Origin of the sequence: Polaromonas hydrogenivorans (assembly GCF_040105105.1) — a bacterium.
GTDB classification, from domain to species: domain Bacteria; phylum Pseudomonadota; class Gammaproteobacteria; order Burkholderiales; family Burkholderiaceae_C; genus Polaromonas; species Polaromonas hydrogenivorans.
Map to the genome: position 1 here is coordinate 1717833 of NZ_CP157675.1, position 18430 is coordinate 1736262.

At 60.5% G+C, this 18430-nt stretch carries 17 protein-coding genes and 2 tRNA genes; 13 read left to right on the forward strand and 6 right to left on the reverse strand.

Going from position 1 to position 18430, the window contains the following annotated elements:
* The first annotated feature begins 23 nt into the window (after nt 1-23).
* Nucleotides 24-752 (forward strand): 2-C-methyl-D-erythritol 4-phosphate cytidylyltransferase, encoded by a 729-nt coding sequence (gene ispD / locus ABLV49_RS08090; RefSeq protein ID WP_349281099.1) that lies wholly within the window; start codon nt 24-26, stop codon nt 750-752.
* Between the two features lie 54 nt (nt 753-806).
* Nucleotides 807-1307, forward strand: a complete 501-nt coding sequence (ispF, locus tag ABLV49_RS08095; RefSeq protein WP_349281100.1) for a 2-C-methyl-D-erythritol 2,4-cyclodiphosphate synthase — start codon at nt 807-809, stop codon at nt 1305-1307.
* Nucleotides 1308-1398: 91 nt separating this feature from the next.
* Here the strand turns inward: ispF and ABLV49_RS08100 are convergent, their stop codons facing one another.
* On the reverse strand, nt 1399-2775 hold the full coding sequence (locus ABLV49_RS08100; protein ID WP_349281101.1) for a sensor histidine kinase: 1377 nt from the start codon (nt 2773-2775) through the stop codon (nt 1399-1401).
* Nucleotides 2776-2886: 111 nt separating this feature from the next.
* On the reverse strand, nt 2887-3624 hold the full coding sequence (ompR, locus tag ABLV49_RS08105; protein WP_011801927.1) for an osmolarity response regulator transcription factor OmpR: 738 nt from the start codon (nt 3622-3624) through the stop codon (nt 2887-2889).
* 31 nt (nt 3625-3655) lie between these two features.
* Between ompR and ABLV49_RS08110 the strand changes: the two genes are divergently transcribed.
* The 4 genes from ABLV49_RS08110 to ABLV49_RS08125 all read left to right on the forward strand — a co-directional run bounded on the left by ABLV49_RS08110 (nt 3656) and on the right by ABLV49_RS08125 (nt 6586).
* Nucleotides 3656-3937: a hypothetical protein gene (locus ABLV49_RS08110; protein ID WP_349281102.1), complete on the forward strand. Its 282-nt coding sequence runs from the start codon at nt 3656-3658 to the stop codon at nt 3935-3937.
* 67 nt (nt 3938-4004) lie between these two features.
* Complete coding sequence (locus ABLV49_RS08115; protein ID WP_011801926.1) at nt 4005-4730, forward strand: SIMPL domain-containing protein; 726 nt, start codon at nt 4005-4007, stop codon at nt 4728-4730.
* A gap of 61 nt (nt 4731-4791) precedes the next feature.
* Entirely contained in the window at nt 4792-5763 is a 972-nt protein-coding gene (locus tag ABLV49_RS08120) for a diacylglycerol/lipid kinase family protein (RefSeq protein ID WP_349281103.1), read from the forward strand.
* A gap of 7 nt (nt 5764-5770) precedes the next feature.
* On the forward strand, nt 5771-6586 hold the full coding sequence (locus tag ABLV49_RS08125; protein ID WP_349281104.1) for a metallophosphoesterase family protein: 816 nt from the start codon (nt 5771-5773) through the stop codon (nt 6584-6586).
* Between the two features lie 8 nt (nt 6587-6594).
* Here ABLV49_RS08125 and ABLV49_RS08130 read toward each other — a convergent pair whose 3' ends face one another.
* Both ABLV49_RS08130 and ABLV49_RS08135 read right to left on the reverse strand, forming a co-directional pair.
* Nucleotides 6595-7044, reverse strand: a complete 450-nt coding sequence (locus tag ABLV49_RS08130; protein WP_349281105.1) for a multidrug/biocide efflux PACE transporter — start codon at nt 7042-7044, stop codon at nt 6595-6597.
* A 255-nt stretch (nt 7045-7299) separates the two neighbouring features.
* Complete coding sequence (locus tag ABLV49_RS08135) at nt 7300-7890, reverse strand: outer membrane beta-barrel protein (RefSeq protein WP_349281106.1); 591 nt, start codon at nt 7888-7890, stop codon at nt 7300-7302.
* A gap of 253 nt (nt 7891-8143) precedes the next feature.
* On the opposite strand from ABLV49_RS08135, the gene ABLV49_RS08140 reads away from it, so the two are divergent.
* Nucleotides 8144-8989: an N-formylglutamate amidohydrolase gene (locus tag ABLV49_RS08140; RefSeq protein ID WP_349281107.1), complete on the forward strand. Its 846-nt coding sequence runs from the start codon at nt 8144-8146 to the stop codon at nt 8987-8989.
* A 36-nt stretch (nt 8990-9025) separates the two neighbouring features.
* On the opposite strand, the gene ABLV49_RS08145 is transcribed toward ABLV49_RS08140, so the two are convergent.
* Nucleotides 9026-9808 (reverse strand): 3-hydroxybutyrate dehydrogenase, encoded by a 783-nt coding sequence (locus ABLV49_RS08145; protein ID WP_349281108.1) that lies wholly within the window; start codon nt 9806-9808, stop codon nt 9026-9028.
* Between the two features lie 125 nt (nt 9809-9933).
* Between ABLV49_RS08145 and ABLV49_RS08150 the strand changes: the two genes are divergently transcribed.
* The 5 genes from ABLV49_RS08150 (at nt 9934) to rimO (ending at nt 15585) form a co-directional block, all read left to right on the forward strand.
* Nucleotides 9934-10863, forward strand: a complete 930-nt coding sequence (locus tag ABLV49_RS08150) for an alpha/beta fold hydrolase (protein ID WP_349281109.1) — start codon at nt 9934-9936, stop codon at nt 10861-10863.
* Nucleotides 10864-10884: 21 nt separating this feature from the next.
* Nucleotides 10885-13155 carry a RelA/SpoT family protein gene (locus tag ABLV49_RS08155; protein ID WP_349281110.1) on the forward strand — a complete coding sequence of 757 codons (2271 nt, stop codon included), beginning with the start codon at nt 10885-10887 and terminating at the stop codon, nt 13153-13155.
* A gap of 78 nt (nt 13156-13233) precedes the next feature.
* Nucleotides 13234-13310 (forward strand) — tRNA-Val (locus ABLV49_RS08160).
* 231 nt (nt 13311-13541) lie between these two features.
* A complete protein-coding gene (gene phaR / locus ABLV49_RS08165; RefSeq protein ID WP_349281655.1) occupies nt 13542-14084 on the forward strand; it encodes a polyhydroxyalkanoate synthesis repressor PhaR in 543 nt (180 codons plus the stop codon).
* Between the two features lie 82 nt (nt 14085-14166).
* Nucleotides 14167-15585, forward strand: coding sequence for a 30S ribosomal protein S12 methylthiotransferase RimO (gene rimO, locus ABLV49_RS08170; RefSeq protein WP_349281111.1), 1419 nt, complete (start codon nt 14167-14169; stop codon nt 15583-15585).
* Nucleotides 15586-15735: 150 nt separating this feature from the next.
* On the opposite strand, the gene ABLV49_RS08175 is transcribed toward rimO, so the two are convergent.
* Nucleotides 15736-15820, reverse strand: a tRNA-Leu gene (locus tag ABLV49_RS08175).
* Nucleotides 15821-16117: 297 nt separating this feature from the next.
* On the opposite strand from ABLV49_RS08175, the gene rnr reads away from it, so the two are divergent.
* Nucleotides 16118-18418, forward strand: coding sequence for a ribonuclease R (gene rnr / locus ABLV49_RS08180; protein ID WP_349281657.1), 2301 nt, complete (start codon nt 16118-16120; stop codon nt 18416-18418).
* Nucleotides 18419-18430 lie beyond the last annotated feature (12 nt).

Consider the following 18430-nt stretch of genomic DNA (forward strand, 5'->3'; position numbering starts at 1 on the left):
TTAGAATTTATGATGAGGCGATGATGACCAGCTCAGCCGATACCCGTTCCAGCGCCCGTTTTTTTGCTTTGATTCCGTGCGCCGGGCAGGGCAGCCGGGCCGGCGTGGTGGCCGGGCTGGCCAAGCAGTACCAAAAAATTGCCGGCCAGGCGATGGTGCTGCACACGCTGGCGGCCTTTCTGGAGCTTGAGCGCCTGGCCCGAACGCTGGTGGTGGTCGCGCCGGGCGACGGTTTCTTTGATTCAATCACCGAAAAACAGTTCGACGTGGCCGCGTGTGGCGGCGCCAGCCGGGCGACAAGCGTTCGCCAGGGGCTTGATGCGCTGCTTCAGTCCGGGGCGCAAACCAGGGACTGGGTGCTGGTGCATGATGCCGCCCGCTGCCTGGTCACGCCGGCTCAAATCAAGCAGCTGATCGACGCCTGCCAGCATGACGAGGTGGGCGGCCTGCTGGCGCATCAATTGCCCGACACGCTCAAGCAGGCGGCCGGCGGGCGCGTTGCCGGCACGCTGGACCGCAGCGACAAATGGCTGGCGCAAACGCCGCAGATGTTTCGCATCGGCCTTTTGACGCAGGCGCTCGATGCTGCCGAAAGCGCGGGAAGGGCCGTCACCGACGAGTCCAGCGCCATCGAAGCGCTGGGGCTGGCGCCCAAGCTGGTGCCCGGCAGCGCGCAGAACTTCAAGGTCACTTACCCGGACGACTTTGCGCTGGCCGAGGCGATTCTTTTGAGCCGGGTCCGCGTGGCCTGAATGCGGTCGCCGCCATTTGCCGCATAAAACTTTTATCCCACGAAAGCCAGATTCATGAATTCCGTTCCCATCGCCCCGCTTCTCCCATTCCGCATCGGCGAGGGCTGGGACACGCATGCCCTGGTGTCGGGGCGCACGCTGATTTTGGGCGGCGTCGAGGTGGCGCACACACTGGGCCTGCTCGGGCATTCGGATGCCGATGTGCTGCTGCACGCGATCATCGACGCGCTGCTGGGCGCGGCCGGGCTGGGCGATATCGGCAGCCATTTTCCCGATACCGATGCGCGTTTCAAGGGCGCCGATTCGGTGCTGCTGCTGCGCGAAACCGGCCGCCTGCTGGCCGCGCGCGGCCTGCGCATCGGCAACATCGACAGCACCATCGTGGCCCAGGCGCCCCGGCTGGCGCCGCACATTCCGGCGATGCGCACCCGCATCGCCGAGGCGCTGGGACTGCAGGAAAGCCAGGTCAATGTCAAAGCCAAGACGGCCGAAAAGCTCGGTCCGGTCGGCCAGGGGCTGAGTCTGGAAGCGCGGGCGGTTGCGCTATTGTATTGATAGCTGTATATGCCCGTGCATAGTGCGCAAAAGCCGTATTTTGCTCTGTTTTTAAGGCGCAGGCCGTGGTGCGAGCTTGCCGCAGGGCTGCTTAGCCCCGGCGCAGCTTGATGTGCGCGGCCAGCCCGCCCGAGCTGGTGTTCGACAGGCTGAACAGGCCGCCCATGCGCAGCACGGTTTTTTCGGCAATGGCCAGGCCCAGGCCGGCACCCGTGGCTTCGGTGCGGGCTGAGTCGCCCCTGAAAAACGGATTGGTGAGCCTGGACAAGACTCCGGGCGGCACGCCGCTGCCATGGTCGCGCACCTTGATGAGCACCCAGGCGTCGCTGACCCGGGCTGAAATATCCACCAGCGCCATGTTGGAGCCGGGCTTTTTGCCATAACGCCTGGAATTTTCCAGCAGGTTGGCAATCACGCGTGACAGATCGACCTGGTCCGCCAGCACCTTGGTGCCTTCGGGAATGCTGACGCCGACCGTCATGTCGGGGTAGTCGGCCACCGCATACATGGACGCATCGATCAGGTCATTGAGCGATATCGGCTCCAGATGGGCCGGCTCGGGGCGGGCGTAATCGAGGAATTTGTCAATGATGGCGTCCAGCTGGGCAATGTCATTGGCCATGTGCTCGCGCGCATCCGGGTCCGCCACGCTCATTTCGGTTTCCAGGCGCAGCCGCGCCAGCGGGGTGCGCAGGTCATGGGAAATGCCGGCCAACATCACCACCCGGTCCTGCTCGATCTTGGAGAGTTGCGCGGCCATGCGGTTAAAGCCGATATTGACTTCGCGAATCTCGCTGGTCGCCACCTGCTCGTCGAGCCAACTGGCCTCGAAATCGCCATCGCGCATCCGGCTGGCGGCAAACGACAGTTGTTTCAGGGGCTGGTTGATCAGGCGAGCAATCACCGCCGCCCCCGTCAGCGACAAAACCGCCGCCATGACGAGCCAGATGGCCCAGGTGCTGGTTCGGGAAGGGCCAAGCCGCGAGGTGTCCGTCAGTAGCCAGTAAGAATCGCCATCAATGGAAAATCCGATCCACAAACCTTGCAGGCCGTTGACCTTGCCGGCGACCACCGTGCCATTGCCAAGCCGGCTGGTGAGTTCGGCGGCAATGCGTTCATCGAATTCGTCGCTGACATAGGGCTCGAATTTGTCCGTGGGCTGGCGCGGCGTGATGCGGACATGCTCTTCCTCGGCCAGCGTCTTGATCAGCGACACCCGCGCAATGGCGTCGGAATAGCGAAGCGCCACCCGGCTCAAATTCACCAGGGTGGCCAGCTGCTGGGCGTTTTGGATGGCGCGCGGCTCGGTCTCCAGAGTGCGGAAGGTTTGCAGCCAGGCCACGATGGAGCCGAACAGCAGCAGCGCCAGGAAGAAAAAAGTCCTCCAGAACAGGTTGATTCCCCGGCGCGGCCGCGCCTCCAGGGGAGCAGGCGCGGTTTCCAGGGGCGACGAACGGGAATATGACATGGCTAGAAGCTGGCGCCTTCAGAATTTGAAAAACAGGTGAATCAAGTGCGCCACTCTTGTGCAAGGGGCTGAGCTTTCAGGCGGCTGGCGCCCTGGCTCGCTGATTTTTCCTTAGCTGTTGCCGTCCGGTACAAACACGTAGCCAATTCCCCAGACGGTCTGGATGTAGCGCGGCACGGCCGCATCGGTTTCAATCAGCTTGCGCAGGCGCGAAACCTGCACGTCCAGGCTTCGGTCAAAGGGCTCGAACTCCCGGCCGCGCGCCAGCTGGGCCAGCTTTTCACGCGACAGCGGCTGGCGCGGGTGGCGCACCAAGGTCTTGAGCATGGCGAATTCGCCGGTGGTCAGCGGCAGTTCCTCGCCATTTTTTTGCAGCGTGCGCAGGCTCATGTCAAAGGAAAACGGGCCGAAGTTGATGACTTCCTGGTCGCTCGACGGCGCGCCCGGCACTTCGGCGGTGGGCCGGCGGCGCAGCACGGCGTGGATACGGGCCAGCAGTTCGCGCGGGTTGAAGGGCTTGGCGAGGTAGTCGTCGGCGCCGACTTCCAGGCCGACGATGCGGTCCACGTCTTCGCCCTTGGCGGTCAGCATGATGATGGGCGTGCGGTCGTTGGCCGCGCGCAGGCGCCGGCAAATCGACAGGCCATCTTCGCCCGGCATCATCAGGTCGAGCACGATCAGGTCAACGGCATCGCGCAGCATGATGCGGTTCAATGCCTTGCTGTCTTCGGCAAGGATGACGTCAAAACCCTCCTGCGCCAGATAGCGGCGCAACAGGTCGCGGATGCGTGCGTCATCATCGAGGATCAAGATTTTGTCGGCGCGGGCAGTGGTTTGAGCTTGAAGCATGATGGTCTTTTAATATGTAACAGAGCCCATTTTGCGGGCTGAAAAAAGAGAATGTCTTTTTTTATACTCAAAAAAACTTTTTCTTACGCTTGTTTCGATTGTTGGCATTTGGCTGCAATCAGGAACAAAAAGCAAGTTTTGCAATCGATATGGCCTTGATGGCGACTCGGGATCAGGGTTGCTGGCCTTGACAGGATGCTGGCCAGGGCAGGCGGTTCGCGGCATCGGCCTGCAAGGTTTTTCGGGACTTTATGCTACCTTGCCCAAGCGCCTGATGCGGCGCAAACCCGCAAGCCGTTTTTTTGAGGGCTGACTTGATCGAATCAGGTTTTTTCAGTCTGAACCTCTTTTTACATGACCTGAAAGGTCAAACCACCATGATGCTTACTCCTAAATTAATAGCTGCCTGCGCCCTTGCAGCATGCGCAACAGGACTTTTTGCCCAGAATTTGCCGAATGAGCCGCTGAAGAACGTGGCCCAGATCTCCGCCAGCGGTTCGGTCGAGGTGCAGCAGGATCTGCTGTCGATCTCGATGAGCACCAGCCGCGACGGCCTTGACGCCGGCACGGTGCAGACCCAGCTCAAGCAGGCGCTTGACGCGGCCCTGACCCAGGCCAGGCAAGCCGCATCGCCGGGGCTGATGGAGGTGCGCACCGGCAATTTCAGCCTGTATCCACGCTACGGCAAGGACGGGAAGATCAACGGCTGGCAGGGCTCGACCGAGCTGGTGCTTGAAGGCAAGGACTTTGCGCGCATCACCGGCACGGCCGGCAAGATCCAGAGCTTGAGCCTGGGCAGCGTGAGCTTTGCGCTGAGCCGCGAGCAGCGCGCCAAGGTCGAGGGCGAGGCCCAGGCGCAGGCGATTGAGCGTTTCAAGGCCAAGGCGGGCGAGGTTTCCAGCGCTTTTGGCTTTGGCGGCTATACCCTGCGTGAGGTATCGGTCAACGCCAACGACCAGGGCTTCACGCCGCGCCCGCGCATGGTGGCGATGAGCGCCAAGTCGGACATGGCCGAGTCCGCAGTGCCGGTGGAGGCCGGCAAAAGCACGGTGCTGGTGAATGTTTCGGGTTCGGTGCAGATGCTGCCGCTGCCCGCCCGTCCATGACGCCTTGCGCTGTGCGCCGCAGGCAACTGCTTGAACTCCTTGAACTGCTTGAGAAGTGGGCATGACTGACATCCCGGAATTTGCCAGCCAGGCAGCGCGCCACGGACCTTTCTTCATTGTCTTCAATGGGGGTTCGGGCAGCCGCGACGCCGGGGAGGAGCAGCAAACCATCAGCCGCGTCCTGCACGAAGGCGGACGCGATTTCGAATTCTTGCAGTGCGAAGCTTCGGAGTCGATGGACATACTGGCCCGGCGCGCCGTGGACCTGGCCAGGGCGCGCCGGGGCGTGGTGGTGGCCGCCGGAGGCGACGGCACCATCAATGCGGTGGCCAACGCGGTGCTGGGCAGCGGCTGCCCCTTTGGCGTGCTGCCCCAGGGAACCTTCAATTATTTTGGCCGGGACAATGCGATTTCGCAGGACAGCGGTAAGGCGGCCCAGGTGCTTTTGGGTGGACTTGTAGCGCCGGTCCAGGCCGGCAAGGTCAATGGCCGGCTTTTCCTGGTCAATGCCAGCGTCGGCCTGTACCCCCAGATACTGGAAGACCGCGAAGCCTGGAAGAAGCAGTTCGGGCGCAGCCGTTTCGTGGCTTTCCTGTCGGGCATGGCGACCTTGCTGCAGTCCCGCCGCCAGCTCCAGCTTCGCATCGAGTCGGCGGGCCAGGCCGCGTCACTGCGCACGCCAACGCTGTTCGTCGGCAACAACCGGCTGCAGCTGACCCGGGCTGGCATTGATGAGCAGCATGCCGAATCGGTGGCGCAGGGGCAGCTTGCGGCCGTGGCGGTCCGTCCCATCGGCACGCTGGCGCTGTTTGGCTTGCTGCTGCGCGGCTTGCTCGGGCGTCTGGGAGATGCCGACAATATCCGGAGTTTTTCCTTCAAGCGCCTGACGGTGACGCCCAGGGGCATGAAGCGCATCAAGGTCGCCACGGACGGCGAAATCGCCTGGATGCAGACGCCGCTGGTGTTTGAGGTGGCTGCGCAACCCCTGCTGCTGCTGGTGCCAATGCCCGCCGATCAGGTCAAGGTTGAATAAGCTGCGCATGGCCTGCCTGCTGCAAATCTCCGATCCGCACTTCGGCACGGTCCAGCCGGCCGTGATGCAGGCGCTGGTGGAGCTGGCCAAAGAGCAGCGGCCCGATGTGCTGGTGCTGTCGGGCGACATTACCCAGCGCGCCCGGGTGTCGCAATTTACCGAGGCGCGGGCGTTCTGCGACCGCCTGGCAATACCCCGGATGCTGGCTATTGCGGGCAACCACGACATTCCGCTGCTCAATCTCTACCAGCGCTTGTTCACTCCCTATGCGCGCTTTCTGCGGGCCTTTGGCCCGGTGCTGGAGCCGGTGCTGTCCACGCCCTTGCTGCATGTGATCGGCGTCAAGACCACGCGTCGCTGGCGGCACAAGAATGGCGAAGTCTCGGCTGCGCAAATCGGGCGGGTCGTTGCCGAGCTGGGGCGTTCGGCTCCGGCGCAGCTGCGCATCGTGGTGGTTCACCAGCCGGTGCATGTGCTGCACGCCGAGGACCAGCATGACCGCCTGCGCGGCTGGGAGCCGGCGGTGCATGCCTGGGCCGGGGCGGGCGCCGACATCGTGATGGGCGGCCATATCCACCTGCCGTATGTCTGCGACCTGTCCACGCGCCTGGGCGGGCTGGAGCGCCGGCTCTGGTGCGTGCAGGCGGGAACGGCGCTTTCGACGCGGGTGCGCCAGGGCATTCCGAATTCAGTCAATCTGCTGCGCTACGAAGGCGCCGGCCAGTCGCTTGCGTGCCAGCTGGAGCGCTGGGATTTTCAGGCGGCCAGCGGGCAATTTGAATGCGTCCAGTCAAGCGCCTTGCCGCTTGGCCGCATGCCCTGAGCCGGTGTTCAGGCGCGCGCGCGGCGGATTTTGCGGGCGACGAAGCGAGCCCGCAGGTGGTCGTAAGTCCAGTTGAAGGCAAACGTGTAGGGCAGGAAAAACAGCGCGATGCCGATGTCCAGCACAAAGGCTTCCCACAGGCCGATGTCCAGCCACCAGGCAGCCAGCGGCACCACGGCCAGCACCAGCCCGACTTCAAACATGACCGCATGAACCGCGCGCGCCACCAGCGTGCGGTCAAAGCCCATGCGGCGCTGGGCACGGTCGAAAACCAGGTTGAACAGCATGTTCCAGCTCATGGCGATCAGCGAGATCATCAAGGTCAGCAAGCCGATGTGCCCGAGCGAATACCCCATCAGCCAGGCGCCCAGCGGTGCGCAAATGGCGACGGCCAGCACTTCGAAGGCGAGCGCCTGGAAAAACCGTTCAGTGGCTGATTTATGAAGAGGGGAGTGCATGAGGTCGGGTCGGTTCTGCAGGGAAAGTCAGGGCGGGGTCGTATTTTCGCCGATGCCGGGAGGACATCGAAAGCGCGGGTTGAATGCCAGGACGGCGCGCATCAATTGGCCAACAAATTGGCAGTTTGCGCATGCTGCATGAGAATAGTTTGCTACTTTTTAAATAGCAAAAATGCGCGTCGAAATAAAAAGGCCTGCAAACCACTGATTTGCAGGCCTGTGGGTGGCAAACGCCGTGCGGCGCTTGCCAAGGGTTTAGAAGCGGTAGCGCAAACCGACGGTCGTGGCGCTGATGCGATCCCGGCCTTCGCCCGAAAATTTCAGCCGGTGCTCGTCGTACTGGAGCACGGCCGACAATTGCGGGTTGAACACATATTCGGCGCCCAGGCCGTAGGACACGCCAAAGCCGGTTTCCTTGCCGGCGGCAACGCCCGAGCCGGGGACGGAAGAAACATCTGTGCGGCCGTAAGTCGTTCCCAGTTTGCCGAGCAGGTTGAACGAGGGGCTGACCGGCGCCCGGCCGACCAGGCTCAGGTTGATGCCTTCCGCCTTGGTCCTGCCGCCAGCGCGGTCAATCTTGCCGAAGTTGGTATAGCCCAACTCGAAGCCAAAGTTCGGATGGACGAACGTGCCGGTGTAGATGTTGTAGGCGGTGTCGTGGTCGTCGGCGGAAAACAGGCTCAAGCCGTTGCCCAGCGAATAGTTGGACTGGCCGGCATTCAGGCCCACATAGCCGGAACCCGGACCATACAGGGCGTAAGTGCTCTGGGCCTGCGCGCCAGCGACAGCCGTCAGTGCAGCGACCGCCAGAAAGGTGGCTGAAAAAATGCGGTTCAATGATTTCATTGGTGCTCCTTCAGTGGGTAAATAACGAAAAGTGCCTGTGAACAAAACATCTTTGGACTCCTCTCACCTGACCAGTCTAGGGTTGTGAGTAAACGCGACTGTGGGGCCAAAAGATAATTTTGTGTAGGACAAATATCAACTTCCTGTGACTTTTTTGAGTAGTTTGAGCGCCAGAAGTTCCATCCCTTGAAGGCTGCGGGTTTTCTGCAAACGGGTTTTGCCTGCGGGTGAACGCTGCTGCTAAAGTCGGCTCATGCAGCTCATCACCCACCTTCCCGGCAGCAGCGCGCTGGTTCTTGACTCGCCCCATAGCGGCGTGGTTTATCCACCGGATTTTCTCTATACCTGCGAGATGGCCGTCTTGCGGCGCGCTGAAGACACGCACGTTGAAAAGCTGTACGACTTTGCGCCCGGCCTGGGCGCGCACTGGATTGAAGCGCATTTTCCGCGCAGCTACCTCGATGCCAACCGCAACACCACGGAGCTGGATGTTTCGCTGCTGGACGAGCCCTGGCCGCATCCGGTGGAAACCGATCCCGGGCTGCTGTCCAAGGTGCGGCTCGGCAAGGGGCTGGTCTGGCGCACCACGGACGACGGCCTGCCCATCTATGAGCGCAGGCTGTCGGTGGAAGAAGTGAACATGCGCATCACGCACTGCTGGACTCCCTACCACGCGGCCGTGGCGCAGGCGATTGACCGGGCGCATGCCGGGCACGGCTACAGCATTCATGTCAATTGCCATTCGATGCCGGCGGTTGCGTCCAGCCACGCGACCGACTTTCCGGGCGAAAAGCATGCCGATTTCGTGGTCGGCGACCGCGATGGCAGCACGGCCAGCCCGGCCTTGTCCGCGCTGGTCTGCGCACATTTGCGGGCGCTGGGCTACAACGTGGCTTACAACCATCCGTACAAAGGCGTGGAACTGGTGCGGCGCTACGGCAATCCGGCAGCGCAGCGGCACAGCATTCAGCTTGAAATCAACCGCAAGCTCTACATGAACGAAGACACGCTGGCCATGACGCCAGGCGCCGACGCCCTGAGGTCGCATTTGCGCTCGCTGGTCGAGCTGCTGCTGCAAACCGATCCACGGCGGCTGTAGCTGAGCGAAGTCAACGCCGTAATGGCATGGAGCCGCTTATTGCGCGGTCCAGCCGCCATCCATGTTCCACGCCACGCCCCGGATATTGGCGCCGGCCGGCGAGCAGAAAAACACCGCCAGCGCACCCAGCTCTTCAGGCGTGGTGAACTGCATCGACGGTTCTTTTTCACCCAGCAGTTGCTGCTTGGCCGCTTCGTTGCTGATGCCGCCTTCCGCAGCCCGGGCATCGACCTGTTTTTGCACCAGCGGCGTCAGCACCCAGCCCGGGCAGATGGCGTTGCACGTCACGCCGCTGGTGGCGTTTTCAAGCGCCGTCACCTTGGTCAGGCCGACAATGCCGTGCTTGGCCGCGACATAGGCTGATTTTTCGGCCGAACCCACCAGGCCATGCACCGACGCCAGGTTGATGATGCGGCCCCAGCCCTTGCCGTTGTCGGCGGCCTGCATCGCGGGGAGCGCCAGGCGGGTTGCATGAAAAGCGCTGCTCAGGTTGATGGCGATGATTGCGTCCCACTTTTCAGCCGGAAAGTTTTCAATCCGGGCAACGTGCTGGATGCCGGCGTTGTTGACCAGGATATCGACCTGGCCAAACTCGGCGGCGGCAAAACGCATCATCTCCTCGATCTCGCCTGGCTTGCTCATGTCGGCGCCGTGGTAGGCGACCTGCACGCCCAGCGCTGCAATCTCGGCCTTGGGTCCGTCCACATCGCCAAATCCGTTCAGGACGATGTTGGCGCCCTGTTCGGCCAGGGCCCTGGCAATGCCCAGGCCGATTCCGCTGGTCGAGCCTGTGACAAGAGCTGTTTTACCTTTGAGCATGAAGTTTCTCCGGATGATTTACGATGGTTGACTTGAGAGTTGAACAGCGCTTTGCGCGCCAGGCGCTGCAAAATTTGCCGAATCAATTATCAAGCTTTATCCAGCTTTTTCCTGAATGCTCCACCATGACTGAACCCAGCTTGAACTACGTCACCTGTGCCGATGCAGCCGAGGGCCATCGCATGGCCTATTGGCAATGGGGCCAGCCCGACAGCCCGCATGTCGTGCTGTGCGTGCATGGGCTGACCCGCCAGGGACGCGACTTTGACGTGCTGGCGCAGGCTTTGTGCGAGCGGGCCGGGTCATCGTCTTCGGGTGGCATCCGCGTGGTTTGCCCCGACGTGGCGGGCAGGGGTGAAAGCGACTGGCTGAAGGACCCGATGGGCTACCAGGTGCCGGCCTATGCCGCAGACATGCTTTCGCTGCTGGCGCACCTGCAGGCCCAGTCGCCCATCAGCACGCTGGACTGGGTGGGCACCAGCATGGGCGGGCTGATCGGCATGGTGGTTTGCGGCCAGCCGGGCTTGCCGCTTCCGGTGCCGGTCCGCAGACTGGTGCTGAATGATGTCGGCCCCACGCTGCAGTGGCAGGCCATTCAACGGATTGGCGCTTACCTGGGGCAGTCCGGCCATTTCAATAGCGTGCAGGAAGCGGCCGATGCGATGTGGAAGATTTCCGAGAGCTTTGGCCCGCACACGCCGGAGCAATGGCTGGCGCTGTCGCTGCCGATGGTCAGGCCGGTGTCGCCAGCCGCTGACAGCCCGCTGCGCCTGCATTACGACCCGGCCATTGCCGGCCCGTTCAGGTTGACCACCGAAGAAGGCGCGCAGCAGGGCGAGGCCACGCTCTGGCAGCTTTACGATGGCATCCAGGCGGAAACGCTGGTGCTGCGCGGCGCGCAGTCCGATTTGCTGAGCCCGCAGACCGCCCATGCCATGACGCAACGCGGCCCGCGCGCCAGAGTGGTTGAGTTTGAAGGCGTTGGCCATGCGCCGACGCTGGTTGCGAAAGACCAGATTGCTGCAGTGGCAGATTTCCTGCTTTTACGAACATAAAAATAACGTGACAAAGGCTTCATGAAAAACAAAGTGGCGGCAACGCACGCCCCCGCAATTTCCCAGGACTCGCTCAGTTCCATCGTCGCGGCCACGGCCGACAGCCTGCCCGAGCAGCCGCATGTCCTGGTACGTGCCCGCGCTTTTGCCGAGCCGCTGATTGCCTGCGAAGTGATGGACACGGGCGAAAACATCCTGGCGCATGCCGATGCGGTGGTCGGCATTCTTAAAATCATTGGCGGCTCCGAGGCTGTGCAGGCGGCAACTTACCTGGTGCATTCCTGCCCGCATCTCAACAAGCCGCAGGATGTCATCGCCAAGGCTTTCGGCCCCAGCTATGCCGCTTTGGCGGTGGAAACCACCAAGCTGATCTATCTGCAGCGACAGACGCGCGCCGTTGATGCCAAGTCGCACTTGCATGATGACCCTGCCGCCCAGACGGAGAACGTGCGCAGGATGCTGCTGGCGTTCTCGCGTGACTTGCGGGTGGTCATGCTGCGCCTGGCTTCGCGCCTGCAGACCTTGCGCTATTACGCGGCCAGCCGGCAGGCTGCGCCACGGGCATTGGCACATGAGTCGCTGCATGTGTTTGCGCCACTGGCCAACCGCCTGGGCATCTGGCAGATCAAGTGGGAGATGGAAGACCTGTCCTTTCGTTTTCTGGAGCCTGAAACCTACAAGCAGATAGCCCGGCTGCTCGATGAAAAACGTGCCGAGCGCGAGGTCTTCATGGAGGCCCTGCGCGCGCAGCTTGAACGGGATTTGAACCAGAACGGCATTGCCGCACTGGTGCAGGGCCGGCCCAAGCACATCTACAGCATTGTCAAGAAAATGCGCGGCAAGTCGCTTGGCTTTGACCAGGTGTTTGACATCCGGGCCCTGCGCGTGATTGCCGCCGATGTGAAGGGCTGCTATGCCGCGCTGGGTTTTGTGCATTCGTGCTTTTCGCCCATCAAAGGCGAGTTTGACGACTACATCGCCAAGCCCAAACCCAACGGCTACCAGTCTCTGCACACGGTCGTTCGCGATGGGTACGGGCGGGCCATGGAAATCCAGATACGCACCCAGGCCATGCACGACCATGCCGAAAACGGCGTGGCGGCGCACTGGGCTTACAAGGAAGCCGGCACCAAAGGCTATGCCGGCGTTTCGGCCAGCAGTGAATACGACGCCAAGATTGCGGTCCTGCGGCAACTGCTGGCCTGGGAACGGGAACTTTCGGGTCCGGCTGCGCAGCGTGCCCGGGATGCCAACCAGGGCCTGTTTGAAGACCGCATCTATGTGCTGACGCCGGACGCAGCCATCGTGGAATTGCCCCAGGGTGCCACGACGGTTGACTTTGCCTACAGCGTGCACACCAGCCTGGGCCATCGCTGCCGCGGCGCGCGTGTTGATGGTGTCATGGTGCCGCTGAATACACCGCTGCAAAACGGCCAGACGGTTGAAGTCATCACGACCAAGGAGGGGGGGCCTTCGCGTGACTGGCTCAACCCGGAACTGGGTTTCCTGTCGAGCAACCGGGCGAAATCGAAGGTGCGCGCCTGGTTCAATGCGCTGGCCATGGAGCAGACCGTGGCAAAGGGCCGGGAAGCGGTTGAAAAACTGCTCCAGCGCGAAGGAAAAACGGCCATGAAGCTGCAGGATCTGGCGTTTCTGCTGGGCTTCAAGACGGCGGATGAACTTTTTGAGGTCGTAGGCAAGGATGAATTTTCCCTGCGCACCATTGAAAACATGCTCAGGCCACCCGAACCTGTGCTGTCTCCGGACGACTATGTGCTGGCCAAAAAAACACGGCAGTCCGAAAAATCCAGCGCTGCTGGAAAAGGCGGCAAGGGCAGCGTGCTGGTGGTGGGAATGGACTCCCTGCTGACTCAATTGGCCAAATGCTGCAAACCCGCGCCCCCGGATCTCATTCTTGGTTTCGTCACCAAGGGCAAGGGCGTGAGTATTCATCGAAGCGACTGCAGCAATTTCCGCAACATGGCCAGCGGCAGCCCTGACCGTGTCATCGAGGTTGAATGGGGTTCTGCCAAAGCCCCGGACGGCGCGGTTTATCCGGTGGATGTGGCCGTGGAAGCAGCTGATCGGCAAGGTTTGCTGCGCGATATTTCAGAAGTGTTTGCCAAGGAAAAAATGAATGTGATCGGTGTGCAGACGCAGTCGGTCAAGGACAACCGTGGCGGGACAGCCTGGATGACCTTCACGGTCGAGGTGGCCCAATCGGGACGGCTCAATCGGGTGCTGGGCATCGTGGCCGATGTGCCGGGCGTGCGGTCAGCCCGAAGACGCTGAACTGTTTGCACATATTTTTCGGTTTGTTTGAAAACTCGTGTTTTGCACTGCTAGAATACGAGCTTCGAACAGTCCTTTAGGCGCGTAGCTCAGCTGGTTAGAGCACCACCTTGACATGGTGGGGGTCGTTGGTTCGAGTCCAATCGCGCCTACCAATTTTTCTGAAACAGTTTTTGTTTCAATGTTTTGAACTCTTAGCAGTTCAAAACATTGAATCAAGATAACCCAGATAAATTGCGTATATCAAGACATTCCTAGAATGTATCGAACTTTGTCGCTATGAGGCAGGTTTTCGTTATTTCCAGGAGTCATCAGTGCAAAGTAATAAATCCCTTCAATCGCCCTCAGGCGAGCCTTCCGTGGCTGGCAGTCTTTCTTCAGAAGAAATTTCTGCCCATAACGCCAGCAAGGCTGCTGACAAGACTGAGGCGACGCGGATCATCAAGAAATACCCAAATCGGCGTCTCTACGATACTGAAACTTCGGCTTACATTACTTTGGCCGAAGTTCGACGCCTGGTAATGAGTAGTACGCATTTTGTCGTGCGTGATGCCAAAACCAATGAAGACCTGACGCGCAGCATCCTGCTTCAGATCATTCTTGAAGAGGAGGCCGGTGGCGCACCCATGTTTACCGAGGCCGTGCTGGCCAACATCATCCGTTTCTACGGCGATGCAATGCAGAGCTTCATGGGTGCGTATCTTGAGAAAAATGTCCAGAGTTTCATGGACCTGCAGCTCAAGATGGCCGAGCAGTCCAAAGGGATGAGCCCCGAGATGTGGGCGCAGTTCATGAATGCAAAGTCGCCCATGATGCAAGGCATGATGGGGGCTTATGTCGAGCAATCTAAGAATGTCTTTACGCAGATGCAGGAGCAGATGCAAAAGCAGAGCGAGCAAATGCTGTCGGCACTGGGGCTGAAGCGTTAATAACCGGCTATTGCTGATGGCTGGTTGAAGGCCATCCGCTGGGTTTTTCTCGTTCCTGCGCCTGCTCTGAGACAATAGCGGCATGAGCGAAGTACTTTCCCCATCTCCCCTTTCCCCTGTTTCCCCTGCCAAACCTGCGCCCCGCGTTGGATTTGTGAGCCTTGGGTGCCCCAAGGCATTGACCGATTCGGAGTTGATCCTGACGCGGCTCAGTGCCGAGGGCTACCAGACATCCAAAACCTTCGAAGGTGCCGACCTGGTCATTGTCAATACCTGCGGCTTCATTGATGATGCCGTCAGGGAAAGCCTGGACACGATTGGCGAGGCGCTGGCTGCAAACGGCAAGGTTATCGTGACCGGCTGTCTGGGTGCCAAGTCAGGCGACAACGGCAGCAACCTGGTGCGCCAGATGCATCCCAGTGTCCTGGCAGTCACCGGTCCGCATGCGACGCAGGAGGTCATGGATGCGGTCCATCTGAACCTGCCCAAGCCGCACGATCCGTTCGTGGACCTGGTGCCCAATGCCTTCGGCATCGCTGGAATCAAGCTCACGCCCAGGCACTATGCCTATCTCAAGATCAGTGAAGGTTGCAACCATCGCTGCACCTTCTGCATCATTCCGTCCATGCGCGGCGATCTGGTGTCGCGGCCTGTCGGCGATGTTTTGAACGAAGCGCGTGCGCTGTTCGAAGGCGGGGTAAAAGAGTTGCTGGTCATCAGTCAGGACACTTCTGCCTATGGCGTCGATGTCAAATACCGTACCGGCTTTTGGGATGGCAAGCCGGTGAAGACCCGGATGCTCGAACTGGTCCAGGCGCTTGGCGAGATTGCCGCGCCCTTTGGCGCCTGGGTACGCTTGCACTATGTCTATCCCTATCCTAGCGTGGATGAGATTCTTCCCCTGATGGCAACCGGCAAGGTGCTGCCTTATCTGGATGTGCCTTTGCAGCACAGTCATCCGGATGTCTTGAGGCGCATGAAGCGGCCTGCCAGCGGAGAGAAGAATCTGGAACGTATTTCGCACTGGCGTGAGATGTGTCCCGAAATTGTCATTCGCAGCACGTTTATTGCTGGCTTTCCCGGTGAAACCGAAGCTGAATTCGAACACTTGCTTGATTTTATGCGCGAGGCAAAGATTGACCGTGCGGGCTGTTTTGCCTACAGCGCAGTGCAGGGCGCAACGGCCAACGACATTCCCGGAATGCTCCCGCTGGAAGTGCGTGAAGAGCGGCGGACACGTTTTATGGCTGTGGCGGAAGCGGTGTCAAGTCAGAAACTGCAGCAGCGCGTTGGTGCGACCATGCAGGTGCTGGTGGACCATGCGCCTGCGCTGGGCCGCAAAGGCGGAATTGGCCGCTCCTATGCAGACGCGCCCGAGATTGATGGCGTGGTCAAGCTGCTGCCGCCCGAGAAAATCAGCAAAACCATGAAGGTTGGCGAGTTCACCCGTGCCCGCATTGTCGGAGTTCAGGGACACGACCTGATCGCAGTGCCTGTCTGAAGCTTTTAAGTCGCTATGTTTCATGCCAGCCCTTGTGTTTGCAAGGGCTGGTCCAGCAACTTGTGAACTTGTTTGCTACAAGTTTTCCAATTTTCGGGCGAAAAAAAAGCCACTGTGGTTAACAGCAGCTTTTTTCAACTTGAGTAATTTTGGTGCCCGGGAGAGAACTCGAATCTCCACATCTTGCGATACACGGACCTGAACCGTGCGCGTCTACCAATTCCGCCACCCGGGCACAGCAAGCAGTTTAACATTACATTTATGGCTTATCAGGTGCGTTGCTGGAAAAAATTCAATTTTCTTCAGAAATTTTCGATGACTGGCGAAATGTCTGGTTTGCGCCGGTTGAAAACTCCCCCAATTCCGACTCCAGTGAAGCATTCCGTTATCCGGGAAATCAGCTTTTCACAAATCGCGGCTAGTATCTGGTTTTAAACTGATACAAAAATACACGGAACTGGCCAATCCCCCTATTCAACGCGCGCTGGTTTTACCCTGTTTTACCCGCGCCATCTCACGAAAGAGACTTCTTATCAAAACAAATCTTCAAAGTTCTGGCGCAACCGCCGGACTCCTCGCCGAATTCGAGGGTACGGTATCCGGCCACCGCGATGGCCATGGCTTCGTTCAACGTGATGACGGCGAAGCAGATATTTACCTGCCGCCCAACGAAATGCGTGCGGTGCTGCATAAAGACCGCGTCAAGGCGCGCATCGTGCGGCATGACCGCAAGAACCGGCCTGAAGGCCGCGTCACCGAAATCATCGAGCGCTCGCCCAATCCGATCATTGGGCGCCTGCTCCAGGAAAGCGGCGTCTGGCTGGTCGCGCCTGAAGACAAGCGTTACGGTCAGGACGTGTTGATTCCCAAAGGCGCGATCGGAACAGCCAAGACCGGCCAGATTGTGGTAGTGCAACTGACTGAGCCACCAGCCCTGTTTGGCCAGCCGGTGGGGCGCGTCATGGAAGTGCTGGGCGAAATTGACGACCCGGGCATGGAAATTGAAATTGCCGTGCGCAAATACGGCGTGCCGCATGAGTTCAGCGATGAAGCCCTCGGTTTGGCCCGCTCCCTGCCCGATGCCGTTCGCCCCGGTGACAAGCTGCACCGTGTTGATCTGACTGACATTCCCCTGGTCACCATCGACGGCGAAGACGCGCGCGATTTTGACGATGCGGTTTATTGCGAGCCGGTCAAGGTCGGCCGTGGCAAGGGCTGGCGCCTGCTGGTCGCGATTGCCGATGTCAGCCATTACGTCGAGACCGGCAGCACGATTGACATTGACGCCTACGACCGTGCCACCAGCGTGTATTTTCCGCGCCGCGTGATTCCCATGCTGCCCGAAAAGCTGTCCAACGGCCTATGCTCGCTCAACCCCCATGTCGAGCGGCTGTGCATGGTCTGCGACATGCTGGTCAATGCCAAGGGCGATGTTCACGCCTACCAGTTTTATCCGGCAGTGATGCTCAGCCAGGCGCGTTTGACCTATACCGATGTGGCTGCGATCCTGGGCAACACACGCGGGCCGGAAGCCCAGCAGCGCAAGGCCGTGGTGCCGCACTTGCTGCATCTGCATGAGGTGTACCAGGCCTTGCTCAAGGAGCGCGGCATACGCGGCGCCGTTGATTTTGAAACCACCGAAACCCAGATCGTTTGCGATGAAGTCGGGCGGATTGAAAAAATCATTCCCCGTACCCGCAATGTGGCGCACCGGCTGATTGAAGAGTCCATGCTGGCTGCCAATGTCTGCTCGGCCGACTTTATTGCGCAGAGCAAGCACACGGCCCTGTTTCGCGTTCACGAAAGTCCAACTCCCGAGAAAATTGACCTGCTGCGCAATTACCTCAAGGCGATTGGCATTGGCATGACGGTCAGCGACGACCCGGCGCCTGCAGAGTTCCAGCAGATTGCCATGGCGACCAAGGACCGGCCGGACGCGCAGCAGATTCACTCGATGCTGTTGCGCTCAATGCAGCAGGCGATCTACACGCCGATGAATGGCGGCCACTTCGGTCTGGCCTACGAGGCTTACACGCACTTCACCAGCCCGATCCGCCGCTACCCCGACCTGCTGGTACACCGGGTGATCAAGGCGATCCTGAAGAAGACCAAGTACCAGTTGCCGGTATTGCCCACGCCGGGCGAGGCGGAGGCCAAACTGTCCAAACGGCTCGCCGCCCGTGTCAAGCTGCCGACCGAAAAACCGAAAAAAGCTTCTGCTGACCAGCTGGCCTGGCAGGCGGCCGGCCTGCATTGCAGCGCCAATGAGCGCCGTGCCGACGAAGCCAGCCGCGACGTGGAAGCCTGGCTCAAGTGCAAGTACATGCGTGAGCATCTGGGTGAAGAGTTTGGCGGCGTGGTCACGGCGGCAACCGGCTTCGGCATCTTTGTGACGCTCGACGCCATGTATGTCGAAGGCCTGGTGCATATCACTGAGCTGGGCGGCGAATACTTCCGCTTTGACGAGGCCCGGCAGGAGCTGCGCGGCGAGCGCAGCGGCATGCGCTATGCCCTGGGAACCCGGGTTCGGGTCCAGGTCAGCCGGGTTGATCTGGATGGCCGAAAAATTGATTTTCGCCTGGTGCATGAAGGTGACGACAAGGCCGGGCTGGTGAATCGGGCCATGAAGGACAAGGCCGGTGGTTCTGCGGCTGAACTGCCGCTGCAGGAACGCGGTGCCGGATCCCGGCGCAACGGGCGCAGCGCGCCTTCAAAAAGCCGTCAGCCTCCCTCTGACCGCACATCCCAGCCGCAGCCCAGGGCACGCAAGACAGCGGCTAAAAAAGCAGCGGCCAATCCGGGCATGAAACAGGGCAAAAAGTCCCGTCGCTAGAAGCTTATGAAG